At 42.1% G+C, this 19,561-nt stretch carries 19 protein-coding genes and 1 riboswitch; of the genes, 12 read left to right on the top strand and 7 right to left on the bottom strand.

Annotated elements, in window-relative coordinates; translation table 11 throughout:
* Positions 1–137: 137 nt before the first annotated feature.
* Positions 138–836, top strand: coding sequence for an expansin ExlX (gene exlX / locus P3L57_RS10155; RefSeq protein WP_044155645.1), 699 nt, complete (start codon positions 138–140; stop codon positions 834–836).
* A 433-nt stretch (positions 837–1,269) separates the two neighbouring features.
* Here exlX and P3L57_RS10150 read toward each other — a convergent pair whose 3' ends face one another.
* Together P3L57_RS10150 and P3L57_RS10145 are read right to left on the bottom strand one after the other, a co-directional pair.
* Positions 1,270–1,566 carry a hypothetical protein gene (locus P3L57_RS10150; protein ID WP_069487381.1) on the bottom strand — a complete coding sequence of 99 codons (297 nt, stop codon included), beginning with the start codon at positions 1,564–1,566 and terminating at the stop codon, positions 1,270–1,272.
* 111 nt (positions 1,567–1,677) lie between these two features.
* On the bottom strand, positions 1,678–3,720 hold the full coding sequence (locus P3L57_RS10145; protein WP_069487415.1) for a molybdopterin oxidoreductase family protein: 2,043 nt from the start codon (positions 3,718–3,720) through the stop codon (positions 1,678–1,680).
* Between the two features lie 149 nt (positions 3,721–3,869).
* A riboswitch (SAM riboswitch) is annotated at positions 3,870–3,961 on the top strand.
* Between the two features lie 95 nt (positions 3,962–4,056).
* Here P3L57_RS10145 and P3L57_RS10140 point away from each other — a divergent pair.
* The 7 genes from P3L57_RS10140 to P3L57_RS10110 all read left to right on the top strand — a co-directional run bounded on the left by P3L57_RS10140 (position 4,057) and on the right by P3L57_RS10110 (position 11,582).
* On the top strand, positions 4,057–5,079 hold the full coding sequence (locus P3L57_RS10140; RefSeq protein ID WP_083244537.1) for a 2-hydroxyacid dehydrogenase: 1,023 nt from the start codon (positions 4,057–4,059) through the stop codon (positions 5,077–5,079).
* Positions 5,080–5,096: 17 nt separating this feature from the next.
* On the top strand, positions 5,097–6,575 hold the full coding sequence (locus P3L57_RS10135; RefSeq protein WP_069487383.1) for an FGGY-family carbohydrate kinase: 1,479 nt from the start codon (positions 5,097–5,099) through the stop codon (positions 6,573–6,575).
* A 93-nt stretch (positions 6,576–6,668) separates the two neighbouring features.
* Positions 6,669–7,913 (top strand): MFS transporter, encoded by a 1,245-nt coding sequence (locus tag P3L57_RS10130; protein ID WP_069487384.1) that lies wholly within the window; start codon positions 6,669–6,671, stop codon positions 7,911–7,913.
* Between the two features lie 425 nt (positions 7,914–8,338).
* Entirely contained in the window at positions 8,339–8,890 is a 552-nt protein-coding gene (locus tag P3L57_RS10125; RefSeq protein ID WP_069487385.1) for a MarR family winged helix-turn-helix transcriptional regulator, read from the top strand.
* Between the two features lie 13 nt (positions 8,891–8,903).
* Entirely contained in the window at positions 8,904–9,842 is a 939-nt protein-coding gene (locus tag P3L57_RS10120) for an ABC transporter ATP-binding protein (RefSeq protein ID WP_069487386.1), read from the top strand.
* 10 nt (positions 9,843–9,852) lie between these two features.
* Positions 9,853–10,599, top strand: a complete 747-nt coding sequence (locus P3L57_RS10115) for an ABC transporter permease (protein ID WP_277617425.1) — start codon at positions 9,853–9,855, stop codon at positions 10,597–10,599.
* Positions 10,593–11,582, top strand: a complete 990-nt coding sequence (locus P3L57_RS10110; RefSeq protein WP_059293227.1) for an ABC transporter permease — start codon at positions 10,593–10,595, stop codon at positions 11,580–11,582. The genes P3L57_RS10115 and P3L57_RS10110 overlap by 7 nt, the downstream gene beginning before the upstream one ends.
* Before the next feature lie 292 nt (positions 11,583–11,874).
* On the opposite strand, the gene P3L57_RS10105 is transcribed toward P3L57_RS10110, so the two are convergent.
* The 3 genes from P3L57_RS10105 to P3L57_RS10095 form a co-directional block, all read right to left on the bottom strand.
* Complete coding sequence (locus P3L57_RS10105) at positions 11,875–12,402, bottom strand: GNAT family N-acetyltransferase (RefSeq protein WP_069487388.1); 528 nt, start codon at positions 12,400–12,402, stop codon at positions 11,875–11,877.
* Positions 12,403–12,459: 57 nt separating this feature from the next.
* Positions 12,460–13,224: a hypothetical protein gene (locus tag P3L57_RS10100; RefSeq protein WP_059336521.1), complete on the bottom strand. Its 765-nt coding sequence runs from the start codon at positions 13,222–13,224 to the stop codon at positions 12,460–12,462.
* Positions 13,225–13,292: 68 nt separating this feature from the next.
* Positions 13,293–13,598: a DUF948 domain-containing protein gene (locus P3L57_RS10095; RefSeq protein WP_059293224.1), complete on the bottom strand. Its 306-nt coding sequence runs from the start codon at positions 13,596–13,598 to the stop codon at positions 13,293–13,295.
* A gap of 149 nt (positions 13,599–13,747) precedes the next feature.
* Here P3L57_RS10095 and P3L57_RS10090 point away from each other — a divergent pair, with 149 nt between their 5' ends.
* Complete coding sequence (locus tag P3L57_RS10090; protein WP_059293344.1) at positions 13,748–14,464, top strand: 3-ketoacyl-ACP reductase; 717 nt, start codon at positions 13,748–13,750, stop codon at positions 14,462–14,464.
* 30 nt (positions 14,465–14,494) lie between these two features.
* On the opposite strand, the gene P3L57_RS10085 is transcribed toward P3L57_RS10090, so the two are convergent.
* Complete coding sequence (locus P3L57_RS10085; protein WP_069487389.1) at positions 14,495–15,712, bottom strand: cytochrome P450; 1,218 nt, start codon at positions 15,710–15,712, stop codon at positions 14,495–14,497.
* Between the two features lie 304 nt (positions 15,713–16,016).
* Here P3L57_RS10085 and rtp point away from each other — a divergent pair, with 304 nt between their 5' ends.
* The 3 genes from rtp (at position 16,017) to proB (ending at position 18,541) form a co-directional block, all read left to right on the top strand.
* Positions 16,017–16,385 (top strand): replication termination protein, encoded by a 369-nt coding sequence (gene rtp, locus P3L57_RS10080; protein WP_010334473.1) that lies wholly within the window; start codon positions 16,017–16,019, stop codon positions 16,383–16,385.
* A gap of 146 nt (positions 16,386–16,531) precedes the next feature.
* On the top strand, positions 16,532–17,410 hold the full coding sequence (gene proC, locus P3L57_RS10075; RefSeq protein WP_083244549.1) for a pyrroline-5-carboxylate reductase: 879 nt from the start codon (positions 16,532–16,534) through the stop codon (positions 17,408–17,410).
* 15 nt (positions 17,411–17,425) lie between these two features.
* Positions 17,426–18,541, top strand: coding sequence for a glutamate 5-kinase (gene proB, locus P3L57_RS10070; RefSeq protein WP_069487391.1), 1,116 nt, complete (start codon positions 17,426–17,428; stop codon positions 18,539–18,541).
* A 60-nt stretch (positions 18,542–18,601) separates the two neighbouring features.
* On the opposite strand, the gene gltC is transcribed toward proB, so the two are convergent.
* A complete protein-coding gene (gene gltC, locus P3L57_RS10065) occupies positions 18,602–19,504 on the bottom strand; it encodes a glutamate biosynthesis transcriptional regulator GltC (protein ID WP_044155665.1) in 903 nt (300 codons plus the stop codon).
* Between the last annotated feature and the right edge of the window lie 57 nt (positions 19,505–19,561).

The raw sequence follows: 19,561 nt of genomic DNA, 5'->3' as shown, positions 1-19,561 counted from the left end.
AATGCACCCTTTGATAGATATAGAATAGTGAATTAGACATAAATCAATCTATGAATCTATGTCCTCTTTCAATCCATATCGAATGAGTATTACAATGATAATGATTCTCATTCGAAATTTGGATTAGGAGGATGTCTATGAAAAAGAAGATCAGTGCTGTTATTAGCGTGGTTATGTTGATGATTCTTTGTTTTTGCCCGCAGGCTTCGGCAGCCTATAACGATTTGCACGAAGGCTATGCAACCTATACCGGATCAGGCTATTCAGGAGGGGCTTTCCTTCTTGACCCCATTCCATCTGACATGGAGATTACGGCAATTAACCCAAAAGATCTTAATTACGGCGGTGTGAAAGCAGCTCTTGCCGGCTCTTATCTTGAAGTGGAAGGGCCAAAGGGGAAGACGATCGTCTATGTTACCGATCTATATCCTGAGGGTGCCCCAGGAGCCCTTGATCTTTCACCCAATGCCTTCAGCAAAATCGGTGCTATGAAAGATGGAAAAATCAAAATCAAATGGCGTGTGATCAAAGCGCCAATCACTGGCAATTTCACATACCGGATTAAAGAAGGCAGCAGCCAGTGGTGGGCGGCAATCCAAGTTAGAAACCACAAGTATCCCGTTATGAAAATGGAATACTACAAAGACGGAAAGTGGATCAACATGGAGAAAACGGACTATAATCATTTCCTCAGCACCAATTTAGGAACAGGCTCTCTTAAAGTCAGAATCACTGACATTCGAGGAAAAGTTGTAAAAGACACGATTCCAAAGCTTCCTGCAAACGGAACATCTGGGGCGTACACAGTTCCCGGGCATGTTCAGTTTCCTGAATAAAACCTTTGAAAAACGTCGGAAAATCTAAATTTTCCGACGTTTTTTTATACGTGCAAATGATTATGAAATAAGAATGTTGTGACTTGCTTACAAGTTGGCACAGCAATGGTAGAGGAACATTTCAAATGAAAGTCCTGCTCAAGAAAAAGGGCTAAACGAATCCTGCGACTGGTCTTTGTCTTTCAGCTACTTGGATACTAGATGGTGACTCTGTATTCATTTGGCAACCCCTCTACCAAAGACAGCAATACCTATACTTGATAAGTAAAAATCAATATTTGCATATGTGAGATGCTTTCGTTAATGTGTTGATTGGTTTCAAATTAAATAAATAACTAAAGAACCAATAAATTCATCAAAAAGCGTTTCCAATCCTGCTTTTTGTTGTGTTTGGAAAAGAAATTTTATAGCTCGTCTTATTGAAAAATCCGCATTAATCTTTCGCTTGTTGTTTCTCTCCTAATGTTAATACCCATTCTCTTAAGATATGTTTTTGCACATATCTTTTTCCGTTTATTTCGATATGAGGGAGGTCTGTGAGATCCTTTGCTAAGAGTTTCGCCTCCGCTTGGGTTATTCCTAAAAAATGCCCGATGTAAAAGTAAATATCTCGTTCTTTAATCAGCATGATGTCATTTTTTTCGTTAGCTTTTGGGTTGTTAATATGCTTTAATCCTTCTCCGATAAAATATCCAGCCAATGCAATACCGATTCCTAAAAAAACGTCCATGTGTATGCCTCCATTATGTAATCGTCATGTTATACGGTCAATCTATATCATTGGTTTCATTTTTGTTGACTGTGTACACAAAAAAACGCCAGAGCAAGCTCTGGACGGTTTCTATGCTTTTTCAATCTGCACTCGTCCTGAGAAAAAAGTGGCGCCTCCGCCCATATCAGACAAGCGGTCGGGGGTCAGGGCGTTAACAAGCTGATTTTTGCCTGGTTCATCTGCCCATAATCCTTGACTGACGACAACACCGGGCAGCACTTGTTCTCCGACTGCGGCGGTTAGTTCACACTCACCTCGGCTGTTGCAAATCCGTACGGCTTCACCATCAGTGATGCCGTGTTTTTCGGCATCTTTCGTGTTGATAAAGAGTTTCGGTGTCTTTTCAAGTTTGACGTGCTTTGCATTATTGGAAAACGTTGAGTTTAAGAAATTATGATTCGGCCCGGGAACATACATAAACGGGAATTCATGATCCGGCGCAAGCGGCGTATGGGTCGGTAACGGCGGGAAACCGGATTGTTTCATTTTTTCTGAATATAATTCTATTTTTCCGCTCGGTGTCGGCAATTTACCCGGAAACAGCGGCTTTTCACGCTTGGCCTTCATAAATGAACGTTCAGTAAGTGTTTCATAAGTAATCTCTGCTAAATAAGGATTATCGGGGTGGTGAAGCGCCTGCCGGATTAAGTCTTCATCTGAATCTTTGAGCTCCTGATCCGTAAATCCCATTGCCTCAGCCAATAACCGGAATACCTCAGTATTAGACTTACTTTCCCCGTATTTCTCAATAACCGGCTGCTGCAGCTGAATGTAATGATGCCAGTATGAGGTGTAAAAATCAGTATTTTCAAAAGCAGATGCAGCGGGCAGTACAATGTCCGCATATTTGGCAGTTTCTGTTAAAAACAAATCATGAACCACGGTGAACAAGTCATCCCGCAGGAGGCCTTGTCTGACTTTGTTCGCTTCTGGCGCCACAACGGCTGGATTCGTCCCATAAATAAAGAGGGAGCGAACAGGAGGGTCTGTTTCCAGAAGAACTCTGCCCAGCTGGTTCATATTAAACGATCTCGGTGTGCGGCCTTTCAGTAAATCAGGACGCTGAAGCGCGGTGGTATTATATTCTAAAATTCCGCTGTTATGTTTGATGGCACCGCCTCCTGTATGCATCCATTGACCGGTAATCGCCGGAAGACAGGCAATTGTTCTTACAATCATTCCGCCGTTGTCATGATGCTGAAGGCCGTTTCCGATTCTGATAAAGGAAGGGGAGGTTTCACCATACATTTTTGCCAGCTGATAGATATCGTCGGTACTGATACCAGTGATCAGGGATACCTTTTCTGGATGATACTGTTTCGCATGCTCGCGAAGTTCTTCACAGCCGACTGTATATTCTGAAAGAAACGCTTCATCCTGAAGATTTTCTTTAAATAAAATGTGCATGATGCCGAGGGCAAGCGCGCTGTCGGTACCGGGTTTTATAGGAATAAACCAGTCTGCGAGACGCCCTGTCTGATTTTTATGCACATCAATCACAATAATTTTTGCGCCTTTTTTCCGTGCTTTTTGGGCGATTGTAATTTGATGCATATTTGTGCTGACTGCGTTAATTCCCCAAAAGATAAACAGTTTCGTATGGATTGTTTCTTCAGGATCGATTCCAGCACTCACACCCATGGTATATTTATAGCCCTCTGATCCGGCTTTGCTGCAAATCGTCCGCTCAAGCTGGCTCGAGCCCAAGCGGTAAAAAAAGCGGCGGTCCATTCCTTCAGCCGTTAATTTTCCCATATTGCCGTAAAAGCTGTAAGGCAGTATGCTTTCAGCTCCTTCTTGATCAATCAGCTGTTTCCAGCGGGATGTGATGGTGTCAATCGCTTCTTCCCAAGAAATTGGTTTAAACTCTGCCTCGCCCTTTATACCTGTTCGTTTCAGCGGAGTCGTCAGCCGCTTTTCATCATAGATGCGCTCAGCCATATTTCGTACTTTGTTGCATATATTTCCGGCTGTCACGGGGTGATCAGGATCACCCTGCACTTTTACAATTTTCCCGTCTTTTTTATGTACCAGCAAGCCGCACTGGTCCGGGCAGTCCAGTGAGCAAACGGATTTAAAAATGCCGTTTTGTTGAGTGGCAAACGATTTCATAGCCCAGTTCCTCTCCCCAGTTAGATATATTGTAAGAATTATAACATTTCGAATGATAACGTCAATTCTGAAAAAAAAGACATTGACATCAATCTGGCTCTTCTTTATGATTAACGTATTCTCAATTCTGAAAATTACATACAAAACATTTTCTATCAAGAGAGGTGGAGGGACTGGCCCTATGAAACCTCGGCAACATTATTGTGCCAATTCCAGCAAGCGTCAGCTTGAAAGATAGGAAAGTAAGGTTTATACCGGCTTCTGTCTGTGGCAGAGTGCGCCTATACATGAATCTCTTTCCATCTTTGGAGAGAGATTTTTTTGTGAAAAATAACGATGAAAAGGATGTTTTGCATCATGACGGTTTTGATTACAGCACCGTACAACGAAGAAGGACGAAAAGAGCTTGAAGAATTGTTCGGTTCCGTTGTTTATCAGTCTTGGAAAGAGAACGGCCGGGCATACAGGGAAGATGAATTGATTCAGCTATTAAAAGAAACAAATGCGACGGGTTTGATTACTGAGCTTGATCAGGTGACAGAGAATGTGTTTGCATCAATGCCGGAACTTTCATTTGTGGGAGTATGCAGGGGAATGCCTTCCAATGTTGATGTAGCAGCAGCGTCAAACAGAGACATTCCGGTTTTCTATACACCTGGGCGCAACGCACAAGCTGTTGCTGAAATGTTTATTGGAAATGTGATTTCATTTCTCCGGCACACGAATACCTCTAATCAATGGCTAAAGGATGGAAAATGGAACAGTGATTATTTGCAGGCGTATGCCAAATTCAAAGGTAATGAAATAACAGGAAAAACCGTGGGTATGGTCGGATTCGGAGCGGTTGGGCAAAGAATTGCAAAACTGCTGGCTGCGTTTGACTGCAAGGTTTTGTATTACGATCCATACATACAGCATGATTATCCGCAATATGAAAAAGTATCTCTGGAGAGGATTTTTTCAGATAGTGATATCGTTTCTGTTCATCTGCCGCGTACAGATGCTACGCTTGGCCTCATTGATCGGACGTATTTTGACTTGATGAAAGAGAGCGCCATTTTCGTGAATACATCAAGAGCTGTCGTGGTAAACCGAGAGGATCTTTTATCTGCACTGAAAGAAAGTAAAATCAGAGGTGCGATATTAGACGTTTTTTATCATGAGCCGCCAGAGCAATCGGATTATGAATTTATTTCATTGCCTAATGTTCTGGCAACACCGCATTTAGCAGGAGCAACATTTGAAGTAGAGGATCATCACGTTACCATTCTGAACGAAGCGCTTAAAAAGTGGAAGGATGAAAAAACTCTCAATATTCCGACTTTATATAACAAAAACGATCTTAAAGCAGAAGTGTAAGAAAAGGGGGCATCAGGATGATGAAACAAAAAGGTTATCTCGTATTTGACATTGGCACTGGCAATGCAAGAGTTGCGGTCGTAAGTGTGTCGGGCAGCGTTCAAACGGTTGAACGGGAGGACATTGTATATACGACCGAGCCGCTTTACCCGGACAGCCGCTATTTTTCTCCACGGGCGCTGTGGAATCAAATCATGAATCTGGCTAAATGTGCGATTTCTCGTTCTCGTCATATTGAAATTATTGGTCTCACTTCAACAAGTCAAAGACAGGGGATCGTGCTGCTTGATCAAAATGGTGAGTCTTTCCTCGGTCTGCCCAATATTGACAATCGGGGCAGGGAGTGGGAGGAAAACATACCGAATCGGGAAGAAGTATACAGCCGAACAGGCCGTCTGCCGACTGCGCTTTTTTCAGCGCTCAAGCTTTATGGTTTAAAGCACCGGCAGCCCTCCTTATGGGAAAAAACTGCAAGCTTCACAAGCATCAGTGATTGGGTGACGTATCAGTTGAGCGGAGTATTGATATATGAACCGTCACAGGCGACGGAAACGCTGCTGTTTGATGTAAAACAAAATACATGGTCAGAAGAGATGTGCGGTATATTCGGTTTCTCGCCATCCATTCTTCCGCCTCTAGTAAGAGCGGGAACAGTCATTGGATCGATAACAGATGAGTATGCGGCAGAATTAGGACTATCACATCATGCGAAGGTTATAGCGGGTGGGGGAGATACACAACTTGCTGTCAAAAGCACTGGTGCTGCTCTGGGAGACGCAGTCATTGTATCAGGTACGACAACACCGATTACCAAAATTATTGATGAAATTCATGAGGACAGACAAAATAAAGCCTGGCTGAACTGCCACACAGATCAAGGACAGTGGCTTGCAGAGACAAATCCCGGGGTAACGGGTCTGAATTTTCAAAAATTAAAGGATATTTTCTATCCGAATGAACCGTACGATGTGATGGAAGAAGAGATTGCTGCTCTTGCTAAGGAAGATCATGCATGTGTATCTTCCCTCGGCTCGTATTTATCGACAGAAAAAAACGCCCTGACGAAAGGCGGCTTTCTCTTTGATGTACCGCTTTCAGCCCATTTAAGCAGAGCGCATTTTGTACGCGCGGCCTTACAGGAGATTGCATGTTCAATCAAATGGAACTTCGACATCTTAACAGAGATCACCCCGTTTGATCGTGACTATGTGTGGGGATGCGGAGGCGGATTCCAAAGCAGAACATTTACACAATATATTGCCAATCTTCTTCAGAAAAAAATCTATGTCAAAGAAGGGTACAGTCAGGCATCAGTCGTTGGTGCTGCTGTGGTTTGCAATGAGGCCTATAGATTGACCGAAGAAATGTCTGGAAGTGTTCGGGTGATAGAACCGCAGGATTGCCAGATAGAAATGACTTTATACGAGGAGTGGAAGCAAGTCCAACGCTTCTTTTCAGGGTTAGAGCCGTCATCGAGAAACAAGGTATTAGTATAAGGCGGAATTTGCCGCCAATTGAGGAATTATACATTTTCTTACTTTAGTGAGGTAATACGGTAATTGAAATAAGCATCTAAGGAGGATACAGATATGTTAGATAAAATTGGTATACCGAAGCGGCTGGCATGGGGGTTTTTAGGGGTTGTGCTGTTTATGATGGGAGACGGTCTTGAACAAGGATGGCTCAGTCCTTTTCTGATTGAAAATGGGCTCACCGTTCAGCAATCCGCTTCGATTTTTAGTATATACGGCATTTCACTGGCCATCGCTTCATGGTTTTCGGGTGTATGTCTGGAAGCATATGGCGCAAAGCGGACGATGTTTATGGGGTTGTTGTTTTATGTGATCGGTACAGCTGCTTTTATCGTCTTCGGATTTGAACAGCTAAATCTGCCTGTCATGTTTGTGACTTACTTTATTAAAGGCTTAGGATACCCGCTTTTTGCTTACTCCTTCTTGACATGGGTCATCTACAGAACACCGCAGAACAGGCTCAGCACAGCTGTCGGCTGGTTTTGGATTGCGTATTGTCTGGGCATGTTTGTTTTCGGTGCTTGGTATTCAAGTTATGCAATTAAAACGTTTGGTTATTTAAATACGCTGTGGAGTTCTATTTTCTGGGTATGCCTCGGTGCAGTCTTCGCGTTGTTTATTAATAAAGACCGGTTTGAAAAGAAGAAAAGAAAACGATCAGAAACGGCGGAGGAGCTTTTAAAAGGGATTACCATTCTTGTTACCAATCCGCGGGTGCTGACAGGAGGAATGATTAGAATCATCAACAGCATCGGCACATATGGTTTCCCTGTGTTTTTGCCGATGCACATGGCTCAGCACGGCATTTCAACTAATGTGTGGCTGCAGATTTGGGGAACGATTTTTCTGGGCAACATTGTATTTAACCTCATTTTTGGAATTGTCGGTGATAAATTCGGATGGAAAAACACCGTCATTTGGTTTGGAGGAGTCGGCTGCGGCATTTTCACTGTTTTATTATACTATGCGCCTGTTTTTTCAGGCGGGAATATGGCGGTTGTGAGCATCATCGGCTTTATCTGGGGCGGCTTGCTGGCAGGCTACGTGCCGATTGGTGCGATCGTGCCGACAGTTGCCGGAAAAGACAAAGGAGCCGCCATGTCCGTTCTGAACCTCGCAGCCGGCTTATCGGCATTTGTCGGACCTGCTTTAGCTTGGATGTTCATCGGACTCGTCGGTGCACAAGGCGTTGTCTGGATATTTGCGGTGCTTTATCTTGCGAGTGCAGTCATGACGAAATGTATTAAGCTACCTGAAGAAAAAGAAGTACAGAAAGAGACTTCCCCTCAATATGCATCCTGATGAAAAGCGCCCTGAAACAGGGCGCTTTTCATGATTTTTTTCAGCAATGGCTTCAGTTACAGAGTGCCGCTCAATAAATAGTTTGGGCAATCGCTTCTGCATGAATATCGCTTTTTAACTTTCATGATTGTATGCCTTTTTTTAAGTGTATCTTTGCAGGGCACGGTTCAACCATTGTAGTACGATTTAAGGGTCTCCGTATTTCTCTTCAATTAGATCTTCAAAAAAAAGGCTGATTTCAATGCTTTTTCTTCATCAACTATACGTTGCCGAGCCATGATATACCTTTTTCTATTGATCAATATGTGTATGTTTTGCAAACGAGGATGTTAGTTTTTTGAAATAAAATAGACAATATGTTGACAAATCAAAACGAAGTGCTATGATGTTATAGACAACAAATTGTCTTTTTTAGGAGGATTATAATGAACTTTTCTAAAGAACTAAAAGATTTATTTTTAATGCAGCAGTCTTACGCTACACTTTTTTCTGTTTTAAACAAAATTCAATCACGAGGTGATGAGTACTATGAGAGCTTAACGACTAGGCAATTTATGACGATGGTCTCCATACTGCATTTACCGGAAGAAGAAACCACTTTCAACAACATTGCCAAAAAATTAGGTACGTCGAAACAGAACATAAACAGGCTTGTCAGCAGTATTGAAAAAAGAGGATATGCCGTTACTGTGCCAAGTAAACGTGACAAGCGTGCGGTTAATGTGAAAATTACCGATTCTGGAAAACGCGTTTTAGAGGAGTGCGGTGAAAAAGCTGTGTACTTTATGGCAGATATTTTTCAGGGGTTTTCGACGGAAGAATTAGAGACACTGTGGAATTTATTGAAAAAGCTATACAGTTTTGACGGAGAAGAGCAGGATGGTTTCGAAGAAGATGCTCGTGACTTTGAAATTGAACAAGAACGTGATGATCTGAAAATAAAAATACTTCAGGAGTTCGCAAAACGGAGAATGTAAAAAGGAGATACGTATGAACAGCGTGGCATCAATTGAAAATTTGAAAAAGCAGTACACGAACAAAACTGCAGTAGACGGCATTTCATTTGAAGTAAAGGAGAGTGAAGTCCTTGGGCTTCTTGGCCCAAACGGAGCAGGAAAAAGCACAACGATTCATATTTTATCCGGAGTACTGTCGGCCACTTCCGGAAATGTTACGATATTGGGCCATAATGTAAAAAACAGCGCAAAGAAAATGAAAAAGGGCATCGGAATCGTCCCTCAAGATATCGCCATCTATGAGGATATATCTGCTGAACAAAATGTTCGCTTTTTTGCCAGTCTATATTCTCTTAAAGGAAAAGAGCTGAAAGCCCGGGTTAAGGAGGCCTTGGAGCTTGTACAGCTATATGATCGTAAAGATGATAAGCCTAAGACTTTTTCAGGCGGGATGAAAAGAAGACTAAACATTGCCTGTGCTATTGCCCATCAGCCGAAACTGATTATTATGGATGAGCCGACTGTTGGGATAGACCCTCAATCCAGAAATCACATATTGGAGTCTATTAAATTGCTTAAAGAAAAAGGGGCGAGCATCATTTACTCAACTCATTATATGGAAGAAGCGGAGGCTATTGCTGATCGGATTATGATTATGAATGAGGGAAAAATCATTGCTAACGGGACGAAAGATGAATTGTACAAAAAAGTAAATAAAGAAATGACTTACTCTTTTCAGCTGGCGAATGCAGATAAATTAAACAAAAACATTCTGATGGATATAGTAGGGGTTATAAAAGTACACTCCAGAGAGGATGAATTGAAAGTTACAGTCCGAAAGAGCCAAGATCTCCTAGGTGAAATCATAGCAGAATTAAGTGTTCAAGGATGCAGCATTCTGCATATGAGCAGTCAAGAGGCATCATTAGAAACGGTATTTTTGGAGCTGACGGGAAGAAATTTAAGAGATTAGGAGAGGCAACATGAGTTTGATAAAAGTAATGACATTTGATTTTATGAATATTTTAAGGAATCCGGTTCTCGTTTTAGCTAATACGATTTTTCCTTTCATTCTTATTGTGATCATGGGTTTTGTCACAAAAAACAGCTTTGGGGCAGATGGTATCAGTTCATACGATTATTACGGGGTGAATATGATCATTTTCTCAGCGGCTCTGATCGCAATGACCGCGTCCAACACATTTATGGAAGAAAAGGTGAAGAGTGGAAACATCCGCCTTGTATACGCACCCGTTTTGAAAACAAGTATTTATCTTTCAAAATTACTATCAACTTACATATTCAGTGTGATATTGTACAGCATGAATGTATGGACGGCCCAAACGATTTTTAAATTGAACTTTGGCGGAGAAGACCTTCCGTATATCTTGCTTTTACTGCATGTCTTTTTGTTCTTTGGCTGCTGTTTCGGCACCATGTTTTGCTGCATTTTCAAAAATGAAGAACAGGCGAATAGTATCATGCAAATTCCAGTTGCTTTTTTTGTTTTCTTTGGAGGCGTTTTTTTCGGAATTCATAGATTTGGAGATACCGTAAATGAAATTTCCGTATTTTCTCCGGTTAAATGGGTAGCGGAATGCTCATTTCGCCTCATTTATGATCATGATTTCAGCATTTTGCTGCCTGTGGTATCCATTCTTCTCTTGGCTTCAATCGTTTGTATTGCCGTTTCCCATGTTGTTTTTAAGCCGGAGGGATATGTATGCTGAATCTATTCCGAAATAGGTGGGAACGAATACTGGCGAAGAAAGCCGTTATCATCATTGCATTGATTATCATTCCGCTGATGGTTGGAACAGCGATTCTTTTTTCCGGTAAACCGGTCTTAAAAGAAACCATTGCATTTGTCACGGAGCAGGATGAAATGAAAAATCTCCCCAAAGATCCTGCCTTTCGAGTGGTTATGGTCCATCAAAAGCCGAGGTTTTCTGATCTTGTGTTAGGAAAATATGCAGCAGTCGTAGAAAAAAATCATCAAGACTACAAGGTAACCACTTTGAAAAGTGAAGCGGATAAAAAAATGATTCGGGAGCTTTTTGAGACTGGGAAAATGCCGAACAGCTATAAAGGAGAGGATAAAATAAGGACTGAAAGAGGGACAGGCACAAATATCTTAGGTTTTATCGTGATGCTTGTTTTTATGCAAGGTGTCGCGCTCACTGCCTTGTATCCTGAAGACCGCATGCTTAAAACCTTCAGGCGGATTTTAGTGTCACCCGTAAACGAGAACAAATACCTGAGTGTTCAGTTTATCTTTACATTTTTATGTCTATACATACCAACCTATCTGGCCATTGTGATGACAACAATATTATTTCAGGTGGATATTGGCTTTCGCTTGGACATTCTTGCTGAACTGCTGGCTGTTCTCGCAGTGCTTGCAGCGTCATTCGCTATTTTTATGTCATCAGTTATGGATCGAAACTTAAGCTTGGTGACGAGCGGAATCAGTGTGGTTACGTCTGTATTGTCGGGCTGTTTTATTTCTTTTACGACTAATCTTCCCGTCTTAGATGCACTATGTGCGATTCTGCCGCAAAAAGCATTCATGACTTTTATCCATGGGATAGAAATAGGGCAGACAGTGCAGGAATTCAAATTTCAGCTTTTTTATATCTTTCTTTGGTCGGCATTATTTTATTTCTTTGGTGGCTTTATGACAAGAAGCAGGATGAAGAAAGGGATTTATTAATGGACGTCACTAGATGCATATAGCGCTATGCATCTTTTTTATTGTTTCGTTATAGGGAGTTATTTATTAGGGAGTTTTTAAGAATGAAATGGCATTGCTGGCACGACTACAGAACCGGACATTTTATATGACAAGGCTCCGTCTTCGCCAATGCTGCGATGGAATGCGGTCTTTTTGATTTCCACTACTGTGAGTATTTTGGCTATGATATTTTGAGAGGCAATCATGAGGAGTGAAAACAGACGAGAGACTTAGGGAAGAGCAGCTAGAATCTCTGCTCATTCTCTGATTTTCATGATTTTATCATAGAATAAACATTTGTATCATAAGGGACACCGTTTTGGTACATATATTGTTTTAATACGCCTTCTTTTTCAAATCCCATTTTTAACAGCAAACGATTTGACGCTTCATTTTCCATAAAAACAACTGCACCGATTCTCGTTAATTCAAGGATATCAAAGCCGAAAGACACAATTTCTAAAATGGCTTCTGATGCATAGCCGTTTCGCCAATTCACCGGGCTGATTTCATAACCGATTTCTGCACGTTTATGCTTGGGGGCCAAAGCATGAAAGCCAATCGTACCGATGAGTTCTTTGGTGTCTTTTCTTTCAATTCCCCATCGTATTCCCCGCATTTCTTGATAATTGTCGGCAAACTGATGAATCATTGTTTTTGCCTGATCTATACTTTCAAAGGGATCAAGTCCGTAGTAGCGTGTGACGCCATGGTTTGAAAAACAAGTAAAAATGGCTTCCGCATCTTTCTCTGTCAACTCTCTTAGAATAAGCCTGCCGGTTTCTAATACAGGAAACACCCAATCCCTCCCTTATGATGTATGTAGGTTTATCATATCCCTTTTATTTCCTCTTTTCTATAACAAAATCGAATTTGATGAAGCAAAGGAGCGAATTTGTTTTTCTAATTCCTCTTTGTTTTTCTTAAATTGTTTCATTCGATGGCCGTTCGCGCCTGATGGGTGAGGGAAGCCGTGTAGGCAGGTCAGCCGCCATTTGCCGTTTTCCCTGATCAGTGTTTCACAGACTGTTTCGGCTGCTTTGCCTAGCGGGATAAGAAGAGCAGGGCCCGATAGCTTTTCAAGTTCAGCGGGAAAATGCTTATATGCATAAGTGCTTAGCATAGATGAGCGGGGGATAGCCGGACGATGTCCTGTATAGTTTTTCTGCTGAATGAAAACAGGGTATTTGATAACAGAAGTGGTGTGAAGCATATGGCGCAAGTCGCCGAAAAGCTGTGCGGTGCTTTGAATGCCTAAAACCTGCGGCAGCCCGCATTGATCCAGCATCGCAATCAGGTTATCTCTCATAGTTCCAGAAAGTCCTGCCGCTTTTTTGGTGTCTAAAGCTATCTGTTCTAGAGATCGGCCTTTGCGCAAGCTTTCTGCAGCTGTTTCATAAGCTGTTTTCATCTGTGAAAAACCCGGCGTTATGCCTGAAATCACAATCGAAGCATCTTGATTGATATATTCATTATGAGGTGAATAGTACATTTCAAGCGCGTTTTCTTGGTGTATGCGAAATGGGGAAGTAAGCAAATCCGTTTTCGAAAGCGGTTTTGATACCGGAAGAGTATTTAGTTTCTCTGCAAATGATGCTAAACCGCTGCGGTTTTCAATCATGTGCGAACCTCCCTAAAAATGATATCCCATTGTCCATTTTAAACGTTACAACGGGATATCATTCATATTTAACCTCTATTCAAATGTCCTGCGTGCCACACCTCTTTAACTGCTTGAGGGGCTTTCTTCACTTCAGCAGCAGTCTGCTGCAACGCGGTTTTTTTCATTTCAACATCGTACTGAATCATTTTTTGTTTTTGAGACAGCTGCTGTGCTTCCGTTTTTACCATTTCAACTTGTTTTTGCATGGATTGCGTAACTGCAGTGAGTTCCTTCATAGCGGGATCTATTTTCTTCTTGTTTTGAATCACATTTATCCCTAAGTAAATGATTGAAATGGCTATTACTGCGATACTGATATAAACGATAACCATATGTTCACCCCTTTTCTAATGTCATACCCTATTTCGCCTATTTTAAGCAGGTGAAATGATAGTTGCGCAGTTCATATCATTTGCGTATTGGTTTTCTTGTGCTTATAATGTGTTATCGTACATATGTAAACAAAGAAAGGGTGCTTCAATTGCAAAGTTTACAAAATAAAACTGCTCTTATCACAGGCGGAGGCAGAGGGATTGGACGCGCGACAGCTCTTGCGCTTGCGAAAGAAGGCGTAAATATCGGTTTAATCGGACGAACTGCCGCCAATGTTGAGAAAGTCGCAGAAGAAGTAAAAGCACTTGGTGTGAAAGCTGCGTTTGCCGCTGCGGATGTAAAGGATGCGGCGCATGTTGATCAAGCTGTGGCTTCTATTAAAGAGGAGCTAGGCGAGATTGATATTCTCATTAACAATGCGGGAATCAGCAAATTTGGCGGATTCTTAGATCTATCCGCTGATGAGTGGGAAAATATCATTCAAGTGAATCTAATGGGTGTATACCATGTTACTCGTGCGGTGCTTCCTGAAATGATTGAACGCAAAGCTGGTGACATTATTAATATTTCTTCTACAGCCGGCCAAAGAGGAGCAGCTGTCACGAGCGCTTACAGCGCATCCAAATTTGCCGTTCTTGGGTTAACAGAATCTCTCATGCAAGAAGTGAGAAAGCATAATATCAGAGTCAGCGCGTTAACGCCGAGCACTGTCGCAAGTGATATGTCGATTGAACTGAACCTGACAGACGGTAATCCTGAAAAGGTTATGCAGCCTGAGGATCTTGCTGAATATATGGTAGCTCAATTGAAGTTAGATCCGCGTATTTTCATTAAATCTGCTGGATTGTGGTCAACAAATCCGTAAAACGAAAGCCTGTCTAGCGACAGGCTTTTTTTATTTGAATTCAATCCGCACAGGTAAATGTTTAACACCAAACACGAAAGGACTTGGTACCGCTTCGAGTTTCTGTTCATCATCAGCTTGTTTAATATAAGCTGACATAGACAAGAGGGAGGAAAGAGCGATTTTTGCTTCGAGCCTGGCCAATGGTGCGCCGAGGCAAAAGTGAATTCCGAACCCAAAGCTGAGATGGGGGTAGGAGGGGCGGTTAATGATAAAACGATCAGGTTCAGAAAATTTAGCTTCATCCCGATTGGCTGACGCGACCCAGCTGATAACGGAAGATCCTTTCTTTATAAATGCTCCGCCAAGCGCTATATCTTCTGCTGCAACTCGTCCGATGGCTTGAACAGGCGGATAATAGCGGAGCGTTTCTTCTATTATATTAGGCACATAGTCTGTATTCTGTCTTATCTGTTGTTGCATGGCTGTGTCTTCCGTGATATAGCGAACAGCATTCGCGATCAAATTAGTAGTCGTTTGGTTTCCCGCGACAAGAAGTAGAATGCAAAAACCGAGCAGCTGCTCTTCTGTTAGATATTCTCCATCGACCTCTGACTGCAAAAGCATCGTAATCAAATCTTCTTTTGGATGGGCTCGTCGTTTTAATAGAATGTCTCTAAAATAGTTACTTAAGAAAGCGTAGCCGTCCCGGCGTTTTTGAACCATGTCAGCGACAGATTTGTCTGAACTGTCCTTCGCTCCGGCAACGAGCACGTCGGAGTATGTTTTGATGATGTGCCGGTCTTCAATCGGTGCTCCAAGCATTTCAGCAATGATAATAACAGGAAGGGGGCCTGCTATATCATCTATCATATCGATTGTGTCTTTTTGCCGCGCCTCCTGTAAGAGGAGTGCTGTAACGTCTTTTATGCGGGTTTCGATTTGTTTCACTGCCTTTGGAGTAAACGATTTGTTGACGAGTGCACGTAATTTGGTATGTTTCGGAGGGTCCATTGTTAAAATGCTTTCTGCCTGTATGCCGCGTTTGGATGAAAAATGTTTGGGATTTTTCAGGACGAATTGAACGTCATCATACTTAAAAACATCCCAGCAATCACGCTGTTTGTCATAGCGGACAGGAGACGATTTCCGAAGCTTTTCATAAATCGGGAAGGGGAAAAGACGATCCTTTTCGAATTGCAATTCTTTCATGGGAATTAAGTTGGCGTAACGTTCTTCTTTGGCAGGACACGCTGTTTGCTTTGTCATTTTATCATCTCCTTTATCGATACGTTATCAAAGGCTGTTTTTCAATTCAACGGACATATATTGAAGGAAATGTAAACCGGACAATAGTTTTAAATTGAAGATCATAGTGAAAACAAGTTATAATGAACAAAACAAACTGTGTACCAAATGTTCACTTTATCTTTTTTTATTCCCTCCACCCATACAAACATCAAACACAAAATAACTTGATTATCATGTTATTAATAGAAGAAGGAGAATAACAGGAAAAAATTGAATATTTAGTACATGGTGTTCTCAGTTTACAGAGAAGGGGTGCAGACCGATGAAAGAAGAAAAAAGAAGTTCCACTGGATTTTTAGTCAAGCAGCGCGCGTTTTTGAAGCTTTATATGATTACCATGACTGAGCAGAAAAGACTTTACGGGTTAAAGCTTCTGGAAGTGCTTCGATCAGAATTTAAAGAGATTGGTTTTAAACCAAACCATACAGAGGTTTACCGGTCTTTGCATGAGCTTCTTGATGATGGGATATTAAAACAAATCAAAGTAAAGAAAGAAGGGGCTAAGCTCCAAGAAGTGGTCCTCTATCAGTTTAAAGATTACGAGGCAGCCAAGCTGTATAAAAAACAGCTGAAAGTAGAGCTGGATCGCTGCAAGAAACTGATTGAAAAAGCACTGTCAGATAATTTTTAACATAGAAAACACCCGGCATAGTCACGAGTATCGGGTGTTTTCTGTTTTTCATTATACATATTTGTCGAAATGAAACAATACAAATCAATAGTGACCTTCAAACTTGACATCATTTCCTCACGTGGTAACATTTTAAACGTGTGAAAATACGAACAAAAAAGCGAACAAAGGAGATGTTACCGATCTTTGATCAAAAAAAAGTAGCTTTTATAGGAGCCGGATCTATGGCGGAAGGAATGATATCAGGTATCGTTCGTGCCAATAAAATCCCAAAACAAAACATCTGCGTTACAAACCGCAGCAATACAGAGCGATTAGCTGAGCTTGAACTTCAATATGGAATCAAAGGCGTGGCGCCGGATCACTTATGTATTGAAGACATGGATGTGCTCATTTTGGCGATGAAGCCAAAAGATGCCGAAAGCGCTCTGTCATCATTAAAAACACGCATCCAACCCCATCAATTAATTTTGTCGGTGCTAGCCGGCATAACCACCTCTTATATTGAACAATCATTGCATAATCAACAGCCGGTTGTCAGAGTAATGCCTAACACATCAAGTATGATCGGCGCTTCTGCAACTGCCATCGCGCTTGGCAAACATGTGACAGATGATTTAGAAAAACTGACGGCGGCTTTGCTCGGCTGCATGGGTGAAGTGTATACAATCCAGGAAAATCAAATGGACATTTTCACGGGAATTGCCGGCAGCGGCCCTGCGTATTTTTATTATTTAATGGAATTCATCGAAAAGACAGGCGAGGAAGCGGGCCTTGATAAACATTTATCACGAAGCATCGGTGCACAGACACTCTTGGGTGCTGCAAAAATGCTGATGGAGACAGGAGAACAGCCTGAGGTGCTGAGAGATAATATTACCTCGCCAAATGGAACGACTGCTGCCGGATTACAGGCCTTGAAGAAGAGCGGCGGAGGAGAAGCCATTTCTCAAGCCATTAAACATGCGGCTAAGCGTTCAAAGGAAATCAGCGATGATATCGAAAAAACAGCGGCACCGCTATAAAACAGGAGTGATAAAGTGACGTCTGAAACAGAAATGAAAAGAGTTGTCGTGAAGATCGGCAGCAGTTCATTGACAAGTCTTCATGGGGAAATCAGCATTCGCAAACTGGAAGCTTTAGTGGACCAGGTCGCCAAACTAAAAGACGCCGGATATGAAGTCATCCTGGTTTCTTCCGGCGCAGTAGCAGCAGGATATCGCAAGCTCGGATTTCTTCAGCGACCAGAAAATCTGCCTGAAAAACAAGCGTCTGCTTCAATCGGTCAAGGGTTGCTGATGGAGGCTTATTCAAAGCTGTTTTTGGCGCACGGTTATGTAGCTTCCCAAATTTTAATTACAAGAAGCGACTTTTCTGATGAATATCGATATCACAATGTTCGGAACACAATGAATGTACTGCTCGAACGCGGTATTATCCCGATAATTAACGAAAATGACACAGTGACCGTCAATCGGCTTAAGTTTGGCGATAATGATACACTTGCGGCCAAAGTCGCCGGATTAATCGATGCGGATCTTCTTGTGATTTTATCGGATATCGACGGTTTATATGACGGCAATCCGCGAAATAATCCAAAAGCGAAAAGGGTGCAGCGAGTCAGTGAGGTTACACCGGAAATTGAAGCGTGTGCAGGCGATACAGACAGCGAAGTCGGCACCGGAGGCATGCGGTCCAAACTGGATGCGTTTAAAATTGTGATGGCATCCGGCATAAAAGGATTTCTTGGCCAGGCAGACGCTGCAGATATATTATATCAAGCTGTTCATGGAGAGGCGGAAGGCACCTATTTTGAAGCTGAGGGAATGCTTCCGTTGAATCAAAAAGAGCAGTGGATCGCTTTTAATTCCGGACCAGAAGGTGAAATTGTGTTATCAGATGACTGTTCCGGCCAAATAGCTGACGGTCAATCGCATATATACCCAGATGGTGTAAGGGAGATTAAAGGAAAATTTAAAAGCGGCGCTGTTGTCCGCCTGACTGATTCTCATGGTGAAGACATCGGCCTCGGGATCGTCAATTATTCTTCCTCGCAGCTTGAGACACCCGAAAAAAATAAAGGCATGAAAAACAAAGCTGTGATTGATCCAGAAGCGTTTGTATGCCATGTGGATTTATCTTTGCCTGTATATTAAGTAGAAGAAATACACGGGAACAAAAAACCCGAACTTCTCCAGAGAAGCTCGGGTTCTTTTTTATTGATACTGTTCCAATTTCGAGAAAAACTGTATGACAAACTCATAAAAATCCTGCGCTGACGGTGCAAGCTCTCTGTTTTTCGGCTTAATAATCCCGACAGTCCGTTTCACTTGAGGAAACTCAATTGGAATTTTCACAGTAAATCGGGGTGTCGTTTCCGCAAAAGTGCTCTCCGGCAGAAGGGTGACACCCATACCTGCGGACACCAATCCTTTGATAGCGTCCAAATCCTCACCCTCTGTAGAGACAAGAGGGGCAAACCCGGCTTGTTTGCAAGAGTCAATCGCCATTTTTCTGAGCACAAAGCCTTCCGGAAACAACACAAATTGATCGTTGCGCAAATCGATTAAATGGACCGTTTTTTGTTTGGCGAGCGGATGATTTAAAGGTACAAGCGCGTAAATTTTTTCCGTGAATAAAATATGTCCTGCTATGTCTGGAAAATTCGTCGGCACCGGGCCTAATAACGCTAAATCGATATCGCGGTTTCTGACAGCTTCAATCAGAAACTTATAAGAGCCTTGGCGCAGCAAAAACTCTACGTGCGGATATTCTTCTTTAAATGCCGAAACGACAGTCGGCAGAAGCTGACTGGCGAGGCTTGTAGGAAAGCCGATTTTTACGGTTCCGCGATGCGGGTCAAGGTACTCATCAATTTGTTCTTTTGCATAATCGATGGCTTTCATCGCTGTTTTGACATGAATTAAAAATTCTTTTCCAATCGGAGTGAGTTTGATATTTCTCCCTTCACGCTCAAATAAAGTAACATTTAATTCTTCTTCAAGGTTTGCAATTTGTCTGCTGATTGCTGATTGGGCCACATGCAGATAATCAGCGGCTTCTGAAACGTGTTCACGTTCAGCAACCTCCATAAAATAACGCAGTTGGCGCAGCTCCATGTAAGTCTCACATCCATCTATCTCATTTTGAGATTCTTTTGATCTAAATTATATATT

The sequence above is a fragment of the Bacillus sp. B28 genome (genome assembly GCF_029536185.1).
GTDB lineage: Bacteria > Bacillota > Bacilli > Bacillales > Bacillaceae > Bacillus > Bacillus halotolerans.
The sequence above is the reverse complement of the archived record's forward strand: the minus strand, read 5'-3'. Positions and strand labels throughout refer to the sequence as shown.